This is a genomic window from Pelodictyon phaeoclathratiforme BU-1, assembly GCF_000020645.1.
Lineage (GTDB): Bacteria > Bacteroidota > Chlorobiia > Chlorobiales > Chlorobiaceae > Chlorobium > Chlorobium phaeoclathratiforme.
This window is the reverse complement of sequence record NC_011060.1, coordinates 1921641-1934846: the sequence shown is the minus strand read 5'-3', so window position 1 is coordinate 1934846 and position 13206 is coordinate 1921641. Positions and strand designations below refer to the sequence as shown.

Below are 13206 nucleotides of genomic sequence, written 5' to 3'. Positions count from 1 at the left end.
CTGCTGATTATATTGCAGGGTGGCGTGTACGCTGAGGCCTGAATTTTCTGGCGAAAGTATACGCACCGAAGAATGCTAATTTTTCAAAAAGAGGAGCATGCATGAGAGTTGTACAGAGTGTTATCGCGCTTTTTTTGCTCTTTGTCCTGAACAGTGCGGCAAATGGTGAGGAGTACCGGAATGTTGAGGTAAAGAAACTGATCACCTCGTCAACGTCGAGTAATGGGGATCCGCTGGTCTATCTGCAGACGGCCCAGCCAGAGGTGACGGCCCTTGTAGTCAATTTTCCTCCAGGGGGTTCAACTGGCTGGCACAAGCATCCGGTGCCGGTTTATGCCTATATGCTGGAAGGGGAGCTTACCGTTGAGCTGAAAGATGGTCGTACCTTTGTATTCAGGAAGGGTGATGCCATTCTTGAGGTTATCAATACCCTGCATAATGGTTATAATTCCGGCAGGGTAACGGCATCTCTTGTTGTCTTTTATACCGGTGCGGTTGGTGTGCCGAATGTGATCAGAGAGGAGTCTGCGGCTGCTCCTGTTCTGCGATGATCTCCGTGATGACATTCTGTTGTTTCCATCACGGATCTTGTCGATAATAAAGGAGGCTCAGGCTTCCTTATTATTTTTATGTGTCGTAGATTGCAGATAGTGTTTTTTTTTATGAACCATCAAAAGCCTTCAACCCCTCAAGCAAAAGCTTCATCCGTAGTACTCAGTGCAGGTCAATAACCCTAACCAGAGGAGATGACAGTACATGAAACAGAAGTTTTTATCGATTATCGCAGCCGCCCTGTTGGCTTTCCCGTTACAGGTATCGGCAGCTCCAGTCAAGATAGGATTTATCAACTCAATCACCGGTAAAGAGGCGCAAATTGGCGAGAATCTGACCAATGGCGCGGCTATGGCAATTGAAGATCTGAAGGCCAAGGGAATTCAGGTTGAGCTTGTCAGGGAAGATGATGGCGGTGACCCGAAAAATGCTCTTGCGGCGTATGAAAAGCTGGTGACTCGTGATGCCGTTATCGGTGTTGTTGGCCCTTATACCTCGGGGTGTGCAAATGTTGTTGCCTCAAGGGCTGATCAGTATAAGGTGCCGCTGCTTGTTCCTGCAGCCGCCAAGGAGGAGATCACCATGAAGGGGTATAAGAATGTTTTCCGCCTGAATGCTCCTGCCAATGTCTATTCAAGTGTGCTGATGAAAGCGGTGGCGCCTTACAAACCGAAGACGATCGCCTATGTCTATGCCGCAACTGATTTTGGCGTATCGACGGTCAAGACTGCCCAGGAGAATGCTCTGAAAATGGGGTTGAAGGAGGTTGCCAACGAAAAGTATCAGCAGGGGCAACCCGATTACCGCTCTTCACTCGCAAAAGTCAAGGCGGCTAATCCTGATCTTGTTTTTCTGGTGTCGTATGATGCTGATGCTATTCTGCTGATGCGCCAGGCCAGGGAGATCGGACTTACACCAAAGGCTTTTCTTGGCGCGGGTGCCGGTTATACAACGGCTCAGTTTGCCCAGCAGACTGAAATCTCCAATCTTGTTATTTCTGCTACCCAGTGGACTGATGATGTCAATTGGCCGGGTGCGGCCGATTTTGCAGTTCGTTACAAGGCAAAATATGCGAAGGAGCCCTCCTATCATGCGGCCTGTGCTTATGAAGCCATGAGGATTATGGCGATTACGGCATCCGCCACCAAAAGTGCCGTGAAACTTCAGGCGGCTCTTAAGGGAGGATATTGGAATGGTATTATGGGGCCAGTCAAATTTGCTGACTATGGCGGTTTTACCAATCAGAACAACCATCCGATGCTGGTGCAGCAGATTGCAAACGGTAAGTATGAAACGGTCTATCCTGCTCAGTTCAGCAAAAAGAAGCTAATCTATCCCTTCAAGCGTTAAGTCGCAGTTGCATCTGTTCAGAGTGCAACTGGAAATCTGGCGCCTCCGGAACGTTGCTGGAGGCGCTTTTTTCCTGTTGGTTTGTTGCGTTATTGTTGTGAAATGGGTTCGCTGGCTGATCAGTTCATTTTACGGGGAGATCTATCATGCTGTTTTTTCAATCGTTACTTTCAGGAATACTGACCGGTGGGGTTTATGCTCTTGCCGGAATAGGGATGTCCCTTGTTTTTGGCGTCATGAATATCAGTAACTTTGCTCATGGTGATTTGATGATGCTTGGCATGTATCTGGCATATTTTGCCTTTACCCTGCTGCATATTGATCCCTATCTGTCGCTGGTGCTGATTATGCCTGTAGCCTTTTTGTTCGGATTTATGCTGGAAAAGCTCTTTATCAATCGTGTTATCCATCATCCCCATCAAAACCAGATTCTCCTGACCGTTGGTCTTGGTCTTATCATGAGTAATACTGCACTTCTGGCATTTACCAGTGATCCGAAGATATTGACGACCTCCTATTCAAGCAGCGCATACAATTTGCCCGGAGGCATTTTCCTCTCTGTTCCCCTGGTGATCTCCTTTCTCATTACCTGCGGGATTACGGCACTGCTCTCTCTTTTTCTTTTAAAAACCAGTACTGGCATGGCTCTGCGGGCAACGAGCCAAAACAGGGAGGCTGCTCAGTTGATGGGCATCAATGTTGCTAAAATGAGTGCAATCGCCTTTGGTATTGGTACGGCTCTGGCTGCGACCGCAGGTGCACTGATAGCGCCAACCTATTATATTCATCCGCTTGCCGGGCACAGTTTTCTGCTGAAGGCGTTTACGATCTGTGTTTTAGGCGGTCTTGGCTCGGTTATCGGAGCTGGAGTCGGCGGGCTGATTATCGGCGTGGTTGAGGCAATGTCATCGACATACATCTCAACAGACTGGAAGGATGTTGTGGTCTTTGTACTTTTTCTTGCGGTTCTGCTTCTTCGTCCGCAAGGGTTGTTCGGTAAAAAAGGAGAGCAGTAATGAAACAGATTGCACTTATCGTTATCCTTGCGGCAATAGCTGCTGTGGTGCCGCTTTTCATGGGGGAGAATCCCTATTTCACGGGAATATTGATTTCGGTGCTGATGATGGCGGCGCTCTCTTCGGCGTGGAATCTTCTTGGCGGTTATGCCGGGCAGTACAGCTTTGGTCATGCCGCCTATTTCGGGGCTGGCGCCTATACCACCATGATTTTGATCACGCTCTACAATCTCAACCCGGTTCTCTGCATGGCGGCAGGTATGGTTGTTGCCTGCATTATTGCCCTCATTACCGGAAGCATTGTGTTTCGGTTGCGAGGTCATTACTTTGCGTTGGCCTCCATTGCTGTTGCTGAAATTGTCCGGCTCTCGGTGCTCAATTTTGAGTTTACGGGAGGCGCACAGGGGATTCTGCTCTCGGATCTCTCTTTGTGGGGGCTTGACCTGAACAGCAAGAATCCCTTTTATTACGGGATGTTGCTGGTGCTTGTGGTTTCCCTTGGTATAACGGCCTATCTTCGGAAATCGAAGACGGGGTTCTATTTACAGGCAATCCGCGAGGATCAGGATGCAGCAGCTTCATTGGGCATTAATCTCTCCTTTTACAAAAACAAGGCGTTGCTGATATCCGCAGCCCTGACCTCTGTTCTGGGAAGTCTTTATGGTCTCTATATCCGCTTTATTGATACCTCGGCAGTTCTTGATCTTCGGCTCTCTATTGAAATCATTCTGACGGCAATTATCGGGGGTGTTGGAACCCTGTGGGGGCCGGTGATCGGGGCGGTTTTGCTTGTGCCGCTTGCCGAGATGTTGCGCTCAAATTTTATTGGGGATGCTCTGGTCAAGGCTGGTCTGGTATCGGAAACCTCAGGCATGGGGCTCTTTTTGAAAGAGAACCTGGCTCACGCCCATGTACTGGTCTATGGTATCATTACGGTGCTTTGCATACTTTATCTGCCCAAAGGTATTCTTGGGCTTTTCCGGAGGGTGAAATGATACAGCATCTTCTCCATATCAGTCATGTCAGTAAACATTTTGGCGGTAATGTCGCTGTTTCTGATGTCAGTTTTTCTGTTGATGAGAAAGAGATTTTCGGTCTTATCGGGCCGAACGGTGCAGGAAAGACCACCTTGTTTAACTGTATGACCGGCTTTTATCCGGCAACTGCCGGAGATGTAATCTTTGATAACAAAAAAATCAATGCCCTGCGTCCTGACGAAGTGTGCCGTCTGGGCATGGTACGAACCTGGCAGAGGGTCAAGCCGCTGGGAACTCTTACAGTGCTGGAGAATGTCATGATTGGCGCCTTTGCCATCACCAATGCTACCCGGGATGCCGAGGCGATTGCAAGGGAGAATTTGCAGGCAGTTGGCCTGAGTGATTATGCCGATAAACTTGCCGGATCGTTGCCTATAGGACTGAAGAAAAAGCTTGAACTTGCGCGTGTGCTGGCTACCCATCCGAAAATGCTGCTTCTTGACGAAATATGTGGCGGGTTGAATCATACCGAAACCGATACCATTCTTGAAATCATCCGCCGGGTTCGGAAGCAGGGGGCGACCATTGTGTTTATCGAGCATGATATGAAAGCGGTTACCTCAATCTGCGACCGGATTGTTGTGCTGAACTCCGGGGAAAAGCTTGCGGAAGGTACGCCCGAAGAGATTACCAATAACCCTGATGTCATAGCCGCATACCTTGGAGGTGGATACAATGCTTGATATTCAAAATCTTCATGCGGGATACGGTGAAATGCCTGTTCTGTGCTCCGTCAACATTACGATTGCGGAGAGAGAGATTGTCTCTGTTGTTGGCAGCAATGGTGCCGGTAAATCAACCCTGCTTAAAGCAATCTCGGGGATTATCAAATCAACCGGTATCATCACCTTTAATCATGAATCGCTTCGTACTCTTGCAGCGCACACTATTGTTCAGCGAGGGATTGTGCATGTTCCGGAGGGACGAAAGATCTTTCCTGATATGACCGTTGTCGAAAATCTGATGATGGGAGGCTACCTGCACCAGAAAGAGCGTCAGATAAACCTTGATCGGGTCTTTGCCCTTTTTCCGAAACTTGCTGAACGTCGTAATCAACTGGGTGGAACCATGTCTGGCGGGGAGCAGCAAATGCTCGCCATTGGAAGGGGATTGATGGGTAATCCGAAGCTCCTGCTTCTTGACGAACCAAGTCTGGGATTATCGCCTCTCTTTACGGAGGTGGTTTTTGGCGCTATTCGTACCATTAATGCGAGTGGTGTTACGGTTCTTCTTGTTGAGCAGAATGTCTATCAGTCACTGAGCATCAGCCACAGGGGATATGTCATTGAAACCGGAGCGATTGTGCTTACCGGAACAGGTGAGGAGCTGCTGAATAACAGGGAGGTCAAGAGGGCTTTTCTTGGGATGTAACCTCTTTTGTAAGTCGGTTTGCAGGGTAGGGATCGTGTCCTGGACTCATTGGTTCATACGATATAAATCGTTACCTTTTTGTCGCAAAAGTTACAAAAGTTACAAAAGTCACAAAAGTGATTGTTGGTTGATGGTGATGCAAGATGGGCTGGAATAGAGGATAAATAATCAATTTGGTGGAAAAAAAGTTACTCCGGTTAGAGCAGGAAAATGCCCGATTGAAAGCGCTCCTGAAAGAGAGAGAGGAAGAGAAGCGGATTACTTCTCTTCGAACGGGTGAGTGTCTGAGTGAAAGCGAGGAAAAGTTCAGGATACTCTTCGACGAACATTCAGCCGTGATGCTGGTTATTGATCCTGATACGGCTAACATCGTCGATGCCAATCGTGCAGCCGCCAGCTTTTATGGCTGGTCGATTGAGGAGCTCAGGAAGATGAATATTCAGCAGATCAATCTTCTTTCACCGGATGTTGTGCTGAAAGAGATGGAAAAAACCCGTTCATCGAAGCAAAACCGATTTGTTTTTTGCCACCGCCTTTTTGACGGCTCTGTGCGGGATGTGGAGGTGTTCAGTAACCGAATTGAGATTGGGGGCAAAGCGTTTCTCTATTCAGTCATTCATGATATCACTGAACGCAATCAGGCTGAGCAGGAGTTGCGCATCAGTGAAGAGCGTTTCAGGAAGCTGTTTGAAAGTCATGCAGCGGTCAAGATTCTTCTCGATCCTGATACGGGCAATATTGTTGACGCCAATCGTGCGGCAGCAGACTTTTATGGGTGGTCTGTTGAGGAACTAAGGAAGATGAATATCAGGCAAATCAATCCGATCACTGTTGAAGAGATCCAGAATAATCTTGATAAAAGCCGTTCAGCAAAGCAAAACCGCTTTTTCTTTCGTCATTGCCGTTCGGATGGCTCTGTGCGTGATGTGGAGGTCTTCTCGAGCAAGATAGAGATTACGGGAAAGGAATTTCTTTATGCTATTGTTTTTGATATCACCGAGAGCAAAAAGACCGAAAAACTATTGAGTGACAGTGAACTGAAGTTTCGTACGATTACGGAACAGATGGTTGAGGTGGTTTTTGTTTCTGACAGGAGCGGAATTCTGACCTATGCCTCACAGGCTATTGAAAAGATTTTTGGCTATACCCCCCAGGAGGTTATCGGGGATCACTTTACCGAGTATCTTGCTGAAGATGAAATTCCGGGAGCGCTTCTCATATTCAATAAAACCTTGCAGGATGACTTGATCGATCAGGTTGTAGAGTTCAGGTTCAGGAAAAAGAACGGAGATTTTTTTTACGGGGAAGTTCATGTTCACTATTTTCAGGGGCAGGATTTATCGGGCATGATGGGGCTGATCCGTGATGTTACAGAGCGCAAAAAGAATGAAAACAGGCGTAAACAGTACGAGCAGGAGCTGCTTGAAAACGGGCTGTTGCTCAAAAGTATCTATGAGGAGGTCAATCATTCCATTTTTGTTGTTGACGTCCTTCCAGATGGTTCCTATCAGTATAAAGGCCATAATCCGCTTAATGAACAACTGACAGGAATAAGCAATCAGGAGCTTGTTGGAGCAACACCCGAAAAGCTTTTTCCTCCTCAAATTGCTCAAAAGTTTATCGGTAACTACGATGCCTGTGTGCGTCGAGGCAGTTCCATACATTTTGAAGAGAATTTGCAATTCATGGGTAAGGTGAGCTGGTGGGAGACGGTTCTTAATCCGGTTCGCAATGATTATGGTCGTATTTACCGGATTATCGGTACCAGTACCAAAATTACTGCACGCAAGCTGGCTGAACAAAAACTGTTTCATCTTAACAAGACACTCGAAGAGCGTATTGCAGAACGTACCCGAGAGCTTGAAATAATGCATCAGCAGGTGATTCTGCATGAAAAACTTGCCTCGATTGGTCAGCTTGCTGCCGGTATTGCCCATGAGCTGAATAATCCGCTCAATTTTATCAAGATCAACTTTTCGACCCAGAAGGAATATTTTGACGATCTCTTGTTGCTTGTAAACGAGTACCGGGAGATTACAGGAAAAGTGGAGTCGATGGGTGGATTTTTGGCTCCCGCGTTGCAAAAGCTACGCAGAATGGAGGCGGAGCTTGACATTGATATGCTGCTTGATGATATTCCGATGATCTTTTCCGAGTCAAATAATGGTTTCGAGCGTATGACAACCATTATCAACAGCATGAGGAATTTCTCCATAACTCACGCTCCTGATGAGCGGGTCTCGTTCGATCTCAATCAGGGACTCCGTGATATGCTTATTCTTGCCCGTCATGAATATCGTGACATTGCCGGGATTGAAACCAGGTTTGATGAAGTGCTTCCTTCGGTATACTGTAATCCGGAACAGATTAATCAGCTCTTTCTCAACATGATTGTCAATAGTGCACATGCAATCAAGTCACAGAATCGGAGTTCTCCCGGCACAATCGCGCTTCATACCTGGTTCGAGGGCAGCAAGGTCTTCTGCTCAATTACCGATGACGGGCCAGGCATACCGGAGGAAATCAGGAGAGATATTTTTAATCCGTTTTTCAGTACAAAAGAACCTGGAAAAGGTATCGGACTCGGGTTAAGCATTTGTTATGACATTGTTGTCCATAAACATGGTGGAACTCTTTCTGTTGAGTGTCCTGCTGGGGGAGGTACGATTATTACCATAGGGTTGCCTTCAAGGATCTGTCCAGTTGCCGGTTTTCAGCCAGAGTAGCGCTCGTGTTGCAACTTTTCCATCAGCGATTGAACGTTGTTCTGTTTATCAGATATACAAATGGTCTCTGAATTTTAGGCGATGGAGTTGTTGTGTTTTTGGTCAATTTCAGTGTGTTCAGGGTTTTAATTACTGCATGGCCCTGATTTTTTCAATCACCGCTTCATGCGGATTGTTGTCATGATCGGTTGAGGGTTCGGGAAGTGCAACCAGTTTTGCTACGATTTCAAGGAGTTGCTGATTGAGATGTATGGCGATGTCGAGTACACGGGTCTGGCACTGCTGCAGTTCATGGTGGATGAATTTTTCGACGGTGTGCCGTTTCATTTTTTCGAGAATTCTGGCCATCATCTCGGCATCAAGGTGCTTGGAAACTGCGCTGAAATATTCCAGGGGCAGGTCATTTGCGTATCCGGTTGCCTGGTCAATGCCCATTTTGATGCATACTTCGGCGGCAATCCGTGGGCGGATGTGTTCGACCATAAGCGGAATGACCATGAAGTTGGGGATGAATTTGACGATCATGCTTATGGCGTTGTAGAGATCGTCCAGCCCTTCTGTTTTATTGCTGATAATATTGATTGCCCAGGTTGCAACTTCCTGTTGCTGCTGGTGTGGAAGCTGATGTAATACTTCAGGTACGGGTAGATCGCCCCATGCCAGCAATTTTTCCAGTTCACTCATTTGAGGTTATTTGATGGTGATTTTACTCTGTTTTGCAGGGGTAATTTCCTGCATGTTGTTTTTGTATTAGCACAGTTTATGAAAAAAAAGGGGAACAGGAAACTGGAGAGAAAAAAAACGTTGCGTTCGTTCTGACAGCATAACTCCTCTTTTTGTAAGTTGGTACCAGTTTTTATCGTTTAAGCGGTGCACAATGAGTTGGCTGCCAAACGGGATGTAATCGTTATATTCCGCTCTTTTGAAAGGTTTTGAAGGGCATGAATGAACATAAGTATAAGGAATGGTGAAGAGGTATGGTGCTTTTAACAGTTGAAGGGTTACAGAAAAAATATGGTCTGAAACATTTGTTTGAGGATGTCTCGTTTGGCATTGATGATCGCGACAAGATCGGTATTATCGGGGCAAACGGGAGCGGTAAAAGTACGCTTTTGAAGATTCTTGCGGGGGTTGAAACGCCTGATAAAGGAAAGGTGATGGTGGCTAACCAGAAGAGGATTGCCTATTTGCCGCAGGATTCTCCTTTCAATCCTGAGGATACGGTGCTGGAAGCCATTCTGAAGTCGAGCGATAAGGCGATGGATCTGATTTATGAGTATGAAGTGGTCTGCAAGGAGCTGGAGACGCGCCACAGTGAAGACCCATCGTTGATTGAGAAGATGAGTCGGCTTGCTCACGAGCTTGATGTGTGTGGTGCATGGGAGCTTGAATCGAATGCCAAAATGGTGCTTGGTAAACTGGGTCTTTATGATCTTGCGGCAACCATGGGTACGCTGTCCGGTGGTCAGCGCAAGCGTGTGGCATTGGCTCATGCGCTTGTTGTGCCGAGTGACGGGCTTATCCTTGATGAACCGACCAACCATCTTGATGCCGATAGTGTTGAGTGGCTGGAGCAGTATATCCGTCGTTATCAGGGCGCGGTGCTTTTGATTACGCATGACCGATATTTTCTTGATCGTGTGGCGACTCGAATGATTGAAATGGATGGCCGGACGGCGGTTACCTACACCGGAGGATATTCAAGTTACCTGTTGCAGAAGGCTGAACAGGAAGAGCAGGCGATACGGGATGATCGCAAGCGTTCCGCCCTTGTCCGTCAGGAGCTGGAGTGGATGAGGGGTGGCTGCAAGGCACGGACGACGAAACAGAAAGCCCGTATGTTGCGTGCCGAGAGCCTTGTGTATGCTCCGAAAAAGCAGAAGTCAAAAGAGCTTGAGATCGGCTTCGGAGCTGGTCGGCTGGGTGATAAAATCATTGAGTTTCACCAGGTATCAAAATCGTACGGTGACAAGTTGCTGCTGCATTCGTTTGAGTATCATCTGCAAAAGGGAGACCGTATTGGCATTATCGGACCGAACGGTTCGGGAAAAACGACCCTGTTTGATATGATTACCGGGCGTGTTGAGCCTGACAGTGGCCATATTGATCTTGGTAAGACGGTGAATATCGGTTATTACGATCAGCAGAGCAGGGGACTTGATGATTCGAAACGGGTGATTGAGTATATTCAGGAGCATGCCGAGCAGATCAAGACTAAGGATGGCACAGTTTTTTCTGCTGCGAGAATGCTTGAGCGTTTTCTCTTTGCGCCCTCAACCCAGTACAGTTATATCAGCACCCTTTCGGGAGGCGAACGCCGGCGGCTCTATCTGCTCAAACAGCTCATTGATTCGCCCAATGTGCTTCTGCTTGACGAACCGACCAACGATCTTGATATCCCGACGCTCCGGGTGCTTGAAGACTATCTCGATACCTTTCAGGGCTGCCTTTTGGTGGTCAGTCACGATCGCTATTTCCTTGACCGGACGGTGGAGTATATTTTCGCCTTCGAGGAGAACGGCAGTATTCGTCGCTATCCGGGTAACTATACCGTCTACCTCGAAATGAAAGCAGCTTTGGCGGCCAAGGGAAAGGATGAAAAGAAATCATCTGCGAAAGAGGCTCAGAAGATTCTTCCACCGGTATCGGTAAAGCCAAAGCCCTCAAAGCTTTCAGGCAAGGAGAAGCGTGAGCTTGAGCTGCTTGAGCAGACGATCCACGATGCTGAAATCCGTCAGTCGGAGATAGCCGCACGTCTTGCGTCGGCAGGTAGTGATTTTGGGTTGCAGCAGCAGCTTGGGTCGGAACTTCAGGCGCTTCAACAGCAGCTTGAAAAAGAGATGGCCCGGTGGAGTAAGCTGGCTGAACAGGCGTAGGGTGTTGATAATGAGGATTTCGGGAAACGATTAATCTGAAGTTAAGAGGGAATATTATCATGAGTGGTACTGCATCCATGATCATGAAACGTCTTGAGGCGCTCTCAAATCCCGAGGCGGCCCGGTTTGCGCAGAGATTTTTCAAAACTGGGCCCGGTGAATATGCTGAAGGTGATCTTTTTCGTGGAATTCGGGTGCCAGTGTTGAGAAAACTTTCCTTGACGGTGGATGATGTTCCTATGCCTGAGCTTATTCTGCTGCTTGAGTCGGCTTTTCATGAAGATCGATTGCTTGCTCTGTTGATGCTGATGCGTCGTTTTATCCGGGGTGACGAACCCTCACGGAAGCGGATTTACGATATCTACCTTGCACATACCCGATGTATCAACAACTGGGATCTGGTTGATATTTCCGCGCCGCATATTGTCGGCAGCTTTTTACATGACCATCCACGAACGTCCCTCCTTCAACTTGCTGATTCTGAGAGGTTGTGGGAGCGCAGAATTGCTATTATCGCAACCTTTCATTTCATCCGTCTGGGAGAATTTCAGGATACTCTTGCTCTGGGAGAAAAGCTGCTTCAGGATCCTGAAGAGCTGATTCATAAGGCTACAGGGTGGATGCTCAGGGAGGTTGGCAAGCGTAACCTGGCTGCACTTGAAGATTTTTTATCGAGACATTATCAGCGTATGCCAAGGGTTATGCTCCGATATGCAATTGAGCGCTTTCCTGAAGCAAGGCGGCTTCTCTACCTGAAAGGGAATTTGTAAGAGCAATATCCGCCCATTCCATTTGGGTTGCAATGTTCTTCCGCCTCACGTCACTACTCTCCATCCATCAAGAAGTCATCCTGCCCGGCAGGTACTGTTTCTTCCTTAATTATTAAAAGCGAACATGCTTCCGCACACCTGTGCGGGGTTAAATAGAAAATAAGCAGGATCAGGGAAGCATTATCGGTCTCAAAACAGCACAATATAAGATAGTGTTAAAATAAAATTTATTATAACTGATTTATAATAAATGAGTTAACTTGTGCTTTGTTTTGTTGGGCAACTGTAATTGCAAATGCTGGCATGGTATATGCCACTTATATGTGAAGAGGTAAGCCGTCCCTCTCTTTGTAAGACGGTGTTTATTGATCAAAAACAGGAGAATATCATGTCAGTAGAAAAAACAATCGGTTCATCAAGCCTCGTAGAGGTTATTGATCGTATCCTTGACAAGGGTGTTGTTGTTGATGCATGGGTAAGGGTATCGCTTGTGGGTATTGAACTTCTTGCCATCGAAGCAAGGGTAGTCGTTGCCTCTGTAGAGACCTATCTGAAATATGCTGAAGCAATCGGCCTGACCGCAAAAGCAGCATAAAGAGAATGGGAAGCTGAGTTGTCGATTTTAAAACCAAAAACAGGAGAATATCATGTCAGTAGAAAAAACAATCGGTTCATCAAGTCTCGTCGAGGTTATCGATCGTATCCTTGACAAGGGTGTTGTTGTTGATGCATGGGTAAGGGTATCGCTTGTGGGTATTGAACTTCTTGCCATCGAAGCAAGGGTAGTCGTTGCCTCTGTAGAGACCTATCTGAAATATGCTGAAGCAATCGGCCTGACCGCAAAAGCAGCATAAAGAGAATTTGAAGCTGAGTTGTCGATTTTAAAACCAAAAACAGGAGAATATCATGTCAGTAGAAAAAACAATCGGTTCATCAAGCCTCGTAGAGGTTATCGATCGTATTCTTGACAAGGGTGTTGTTGTTGATGCATGGGTAAGGGTATCACTTGTTGGAATCGAACTTCTTGCCATCGAAGCAAGGGTAGTCGTTGCCTCTGTAGAGACCTATCTGAAATATGCTGAAGCAATCGGCCTGACCGCAAAAGCAGCATAAAGAGAATTTGAAGCTGAGTTGTCGATTTTAAAACCAAAAACAGGAGAATATCATGTCAGTAGAAAAAACAATCGGTTCATCAAGCCTCGTAGAGGTTATCGATCGTATTCTTGACAAGGGTGTTGTTGTTGATGCATGGGTAAGGGTATCACTTGTTGGAATCGAACTTCTTGCCATCGAAGCAAGGGTAGTCGTTGCCTCTGTAGAGACCTATCTGAAATATGCTGAAGCAATCGGCCTGACCGCAAAAGCAGCGTAGTGCAGCACGCGGTATGATGATTGTTCTTGCTAAAACATCCTCAGTCTCTTATGTCTCTCGAGCATGATTTACCAAGAACTTATTATTATGAAATAAAAAATTGAGAGAAAGCATGTTACATGTTTTATGTTTCAGA

14 protein-coding genes are annotated in these 13206 nt (G+C 46.9%); 13 read left to right on the top strand and 1 reads right to left on the bottom strand.

Annotation, left to right across the window (positions count from 1 at the left end):
- Positions 1–101 precede the first annotated feature (101 nt).
- The 7 genes from PPHA_RS09075 to PPHA_RS14660 all read left to right on the top strand — a co-directional run bounded on the left by PPHA_RS09075 (position 102) and on the right by PPHA_RS14660 (position 8052).
- A complete protein-coding gene (locus PPHA_RS09075) occupies positions 102–551 on the top strand; it encodes a cupin domain-containing protein (RefSeq protein WP_012508546.1) in 450 nt (149 codons plus the stop codon).
- A gap of 205 nt (positions 552–756) precedes the next feature.
- Complete coding sequence (locus PPHA_RS09070; protein WP_012508545.1) at positions 757–1902, top strand: ABC transporter substrate-binding protein; 1146 nt, start codon at positions 757–759, stop codon at positions 1900–1902.
- Between the two features lie 146 nt (positions 1903–2048).
- The gene (locus PPHA_RS09065) at positions 2049–2918 is read left to right on the top strand and encodes a branched-chain amino acid ABC transporter permease (RefSeq protein WP_012508544.1); all 870 of its coding nucleotides are present in this window, start codon (positions 2049–2051) and stop codon (positions 2916–2918) included.
- A complete protein-coding gene (locus PPHA_RS09060; RefSeq protein WP_012508543.1) occupies positions 2918–3913 on the top strand; it encodes a branched-chain amino acid ABC transporter permease in 996 nt (331 codons plus the stop codon). The genes PPHA_RS09065 and PPHA_RS09060 overlap by 1 nt, the downstream gene beginning before the upstream one ends.
- Positions 3910–4638, top strand: a complete 729-nt coding sequence (locus PPHA_RS09055) for an ABC transporter ATP-binding protein (protein WP_012508542.1) — start codon at positions 3910–3912, stop codon at positions 4636–4638. Before PPHA_RS09060 ends, PPHA_RS09055 begins: the two co-directional genes overlap by 4 nt.
- Complete coding sequence (locus PPHA_RS09050; RefSeq protein ID WP_012508541.1) at positions 4631–5326, top strand: ABC transporter ATP-binding protein; 696 nt, start codon at positions 4631–4633, stop codon at positions 5324–5326. Before PPHA_RS09055 ends, PPHA_RS09050 begins: the two co-directional genes overlap by 8 nt.
- 176 nt (positions 5327–5502) lie before the next feature.
- Entirely contained in the window at positions 5503–8052 is a 2550-nt protein-coding gene (locus PPHA_RS14660; RefSeq protein WP_012508540.1) for a PAS domain-containing sensor histidine kinase, read from the top strand.
- Between the two features lie 129 nt (positions 8053–8181).
- On the opposite strand, the gene PPHA_RS09040 is transcribed toward PPHA_RS14660, so the two are convergent.
- A complete protein-coding gene (locus PPHA_RS09040; protein ID WP_012508539.1) occupies positions 8182–8736 on the bottom strand; it encodes a hypothetical protein in 555 nt (184 codons plus the stop codon).
- A gap of 293 nt (positions 8737–9029) precedes the next feature.
- Between PPHA_RS09040 and PPHA_RS09035 the strand changes: the two genes are divergently transcribed.
- From PPHA_RS09035 to gvpA (PPHA_RS09010), 6 genes are all read left to right on the top strand, one after another.
- Complete coding sequence (locus PPHA_RS09035) at positions 9030–10928, top strand: ABC-F family ATP-binding cassette domain-containing protein (protein ID WP_012508538.1); 1899 nt, start codon at positions 9030–9032, stop codon at positions 10926–10928.
- Between the two features lie 59 nt (positions 10929–10987).
- On the top strand, positions 10988–11698 hold the full coding sequence (locus tag PPHA_RS09030; protein ID WP_012508537.1) for a DNA alkylation repair protein: 711 nt from the start codon (positions 10988–10990) through the stop codon (positions 11696–11698).
- A gap of 388 nt (positions 11699–12086) precedes the next feature.
- Positions 12087–12293: a gas vesicle structural protein GvpA gene (gvpA, locus tag PPHA_RS09025; protein WP_012508536.1), complete on the top strand. Its 207-nt coding sequence runs from the start codon at positions 12087–12089 to the stop codon at positions 12291–12293.
- A gap of 52 nt (positions 12294–12345) precedes the next feature.
- Positions 12346–12552 (top strand): gas vesicle structural protein GvpA, encoded by a 207-nt coding sequence (gene gvpA, locus PPHA_RS09020; RefSeq protein WP_012508536.1) that lies wholly within the window; start codon positions 12346–12348, stop codon positions 12550–12552.
- 52 nt (positions 12553–12604) lie between these two features.
- On the top strand, positions 12605–12811 hold the full coding sequence (gvpA, locus tag PPHA_RS09015) for a gas vesicle structural protein GvpA (RefSeq protein WP_012508536.1): 207 nt from the start codon (positions 12605–12607) through the stop codon (positions 12809–12811).
- 52 nt (positions 12812–12863) lie between these two features.
- Positions 12864–13070 (top strand): gas vesicle structural protein GvpA, encoded by a 207-nt coding sequence (gene gvpA, locus PPHA_RS09010; RefSeq protein ID WP_012508536.1) that lies wholly within the window; start codon positions 12864–12866, stop codon positions 13068–13070.
- The last annotated feature ends 136 nt before the right edge of the window (positions 13071–13206 follow it).

Coding starts and splice junctions, on each gene's coding strand:
- PPHA_RS09075 (WP_012508546.1), top strand. CDS start 102: ATGAGAGTTGTACAGAGTGTTATCGCGCTTTTTTTGCTCTTTGTCCTG.
- PPHA_RS09070 (WP_012508545.1), top strand. CDS start 757: ATGAAACAGAAGTTTTTATCGATTATCGCAGCCGCCCTGTTGGCTTTC.
- PPHA_RS09065 (WP_012508544.1), top strand. CDS start 2,049: ATGCTGTTTTTTCAATCGTTACTTTCAGGAATACTGACCGGTGGGGTT.
- PPHA_RS09060 (WP_012508543.1), top strand. CDS start 2,918: ATGAAACAGATTGCACTTATCGTTATCCTTGCGGCAATAGCTGCTGTG.
- PPHA_RS09055 (WP_012508542.1), top strand. CDS start 3,910: ATGATACAGCATCTTCTCCATATCAGTCATGTCAGTAAACATTTTGGC.
- PPHA_RS09050 (WP_012508541.1), top strand. CDS start 4,631: ATGCTTGATATTCAAAATCTTCATGCGGGATACGGTGAAATGCCTGTT.
- PPHA_RS09040 (WP_012508539.1), bottom strand. CDS start 8,736: ATGAGTGAACTGGAAAAATTGCTGGCATGGGGCGATCTACCCGTACCT.
- PPHA_RS09035 (WP_012508538.1), top strand. CDS start 9,030: ATGGTGCTTTTAACAGTTGAAGGGTTACAGAAAAAATATGGTCTGAAA.
- PPHA_RS09030 (WP_012508537.1), top strand. CDS start 10,988: ATGAGTGGTACTGCATCCATGATCATGAAACGTCTTGAGGCGCTCTCA.
- gvpA (WP_012508536.1), top strand. CDS start 12,087: ATGTCAGTAGAAAAAACAATCGGTTCATCAAGCCTCGTAGAGGTTATT.
- gvpA (WP_012508536.1), top strand. CDS start 12,346: ATGTCAGTAGAAAAAACAATCGGTTCATCAAGTCTCGTCGAGGTTATC.
- gvpA (WP_012508536.1), top strand. CDS start 12,605: ATGTCAGTAGAAAAAACAATCGGTTCATCAAGCCTCGTAGAGGTTATC.
- gvpA (WP_012508536.1), top strand. CDS start 12,864: ATGTCAGTAGAAAAAACAATCGGTTCATCAAGCCTCGTAGAGGTTATC.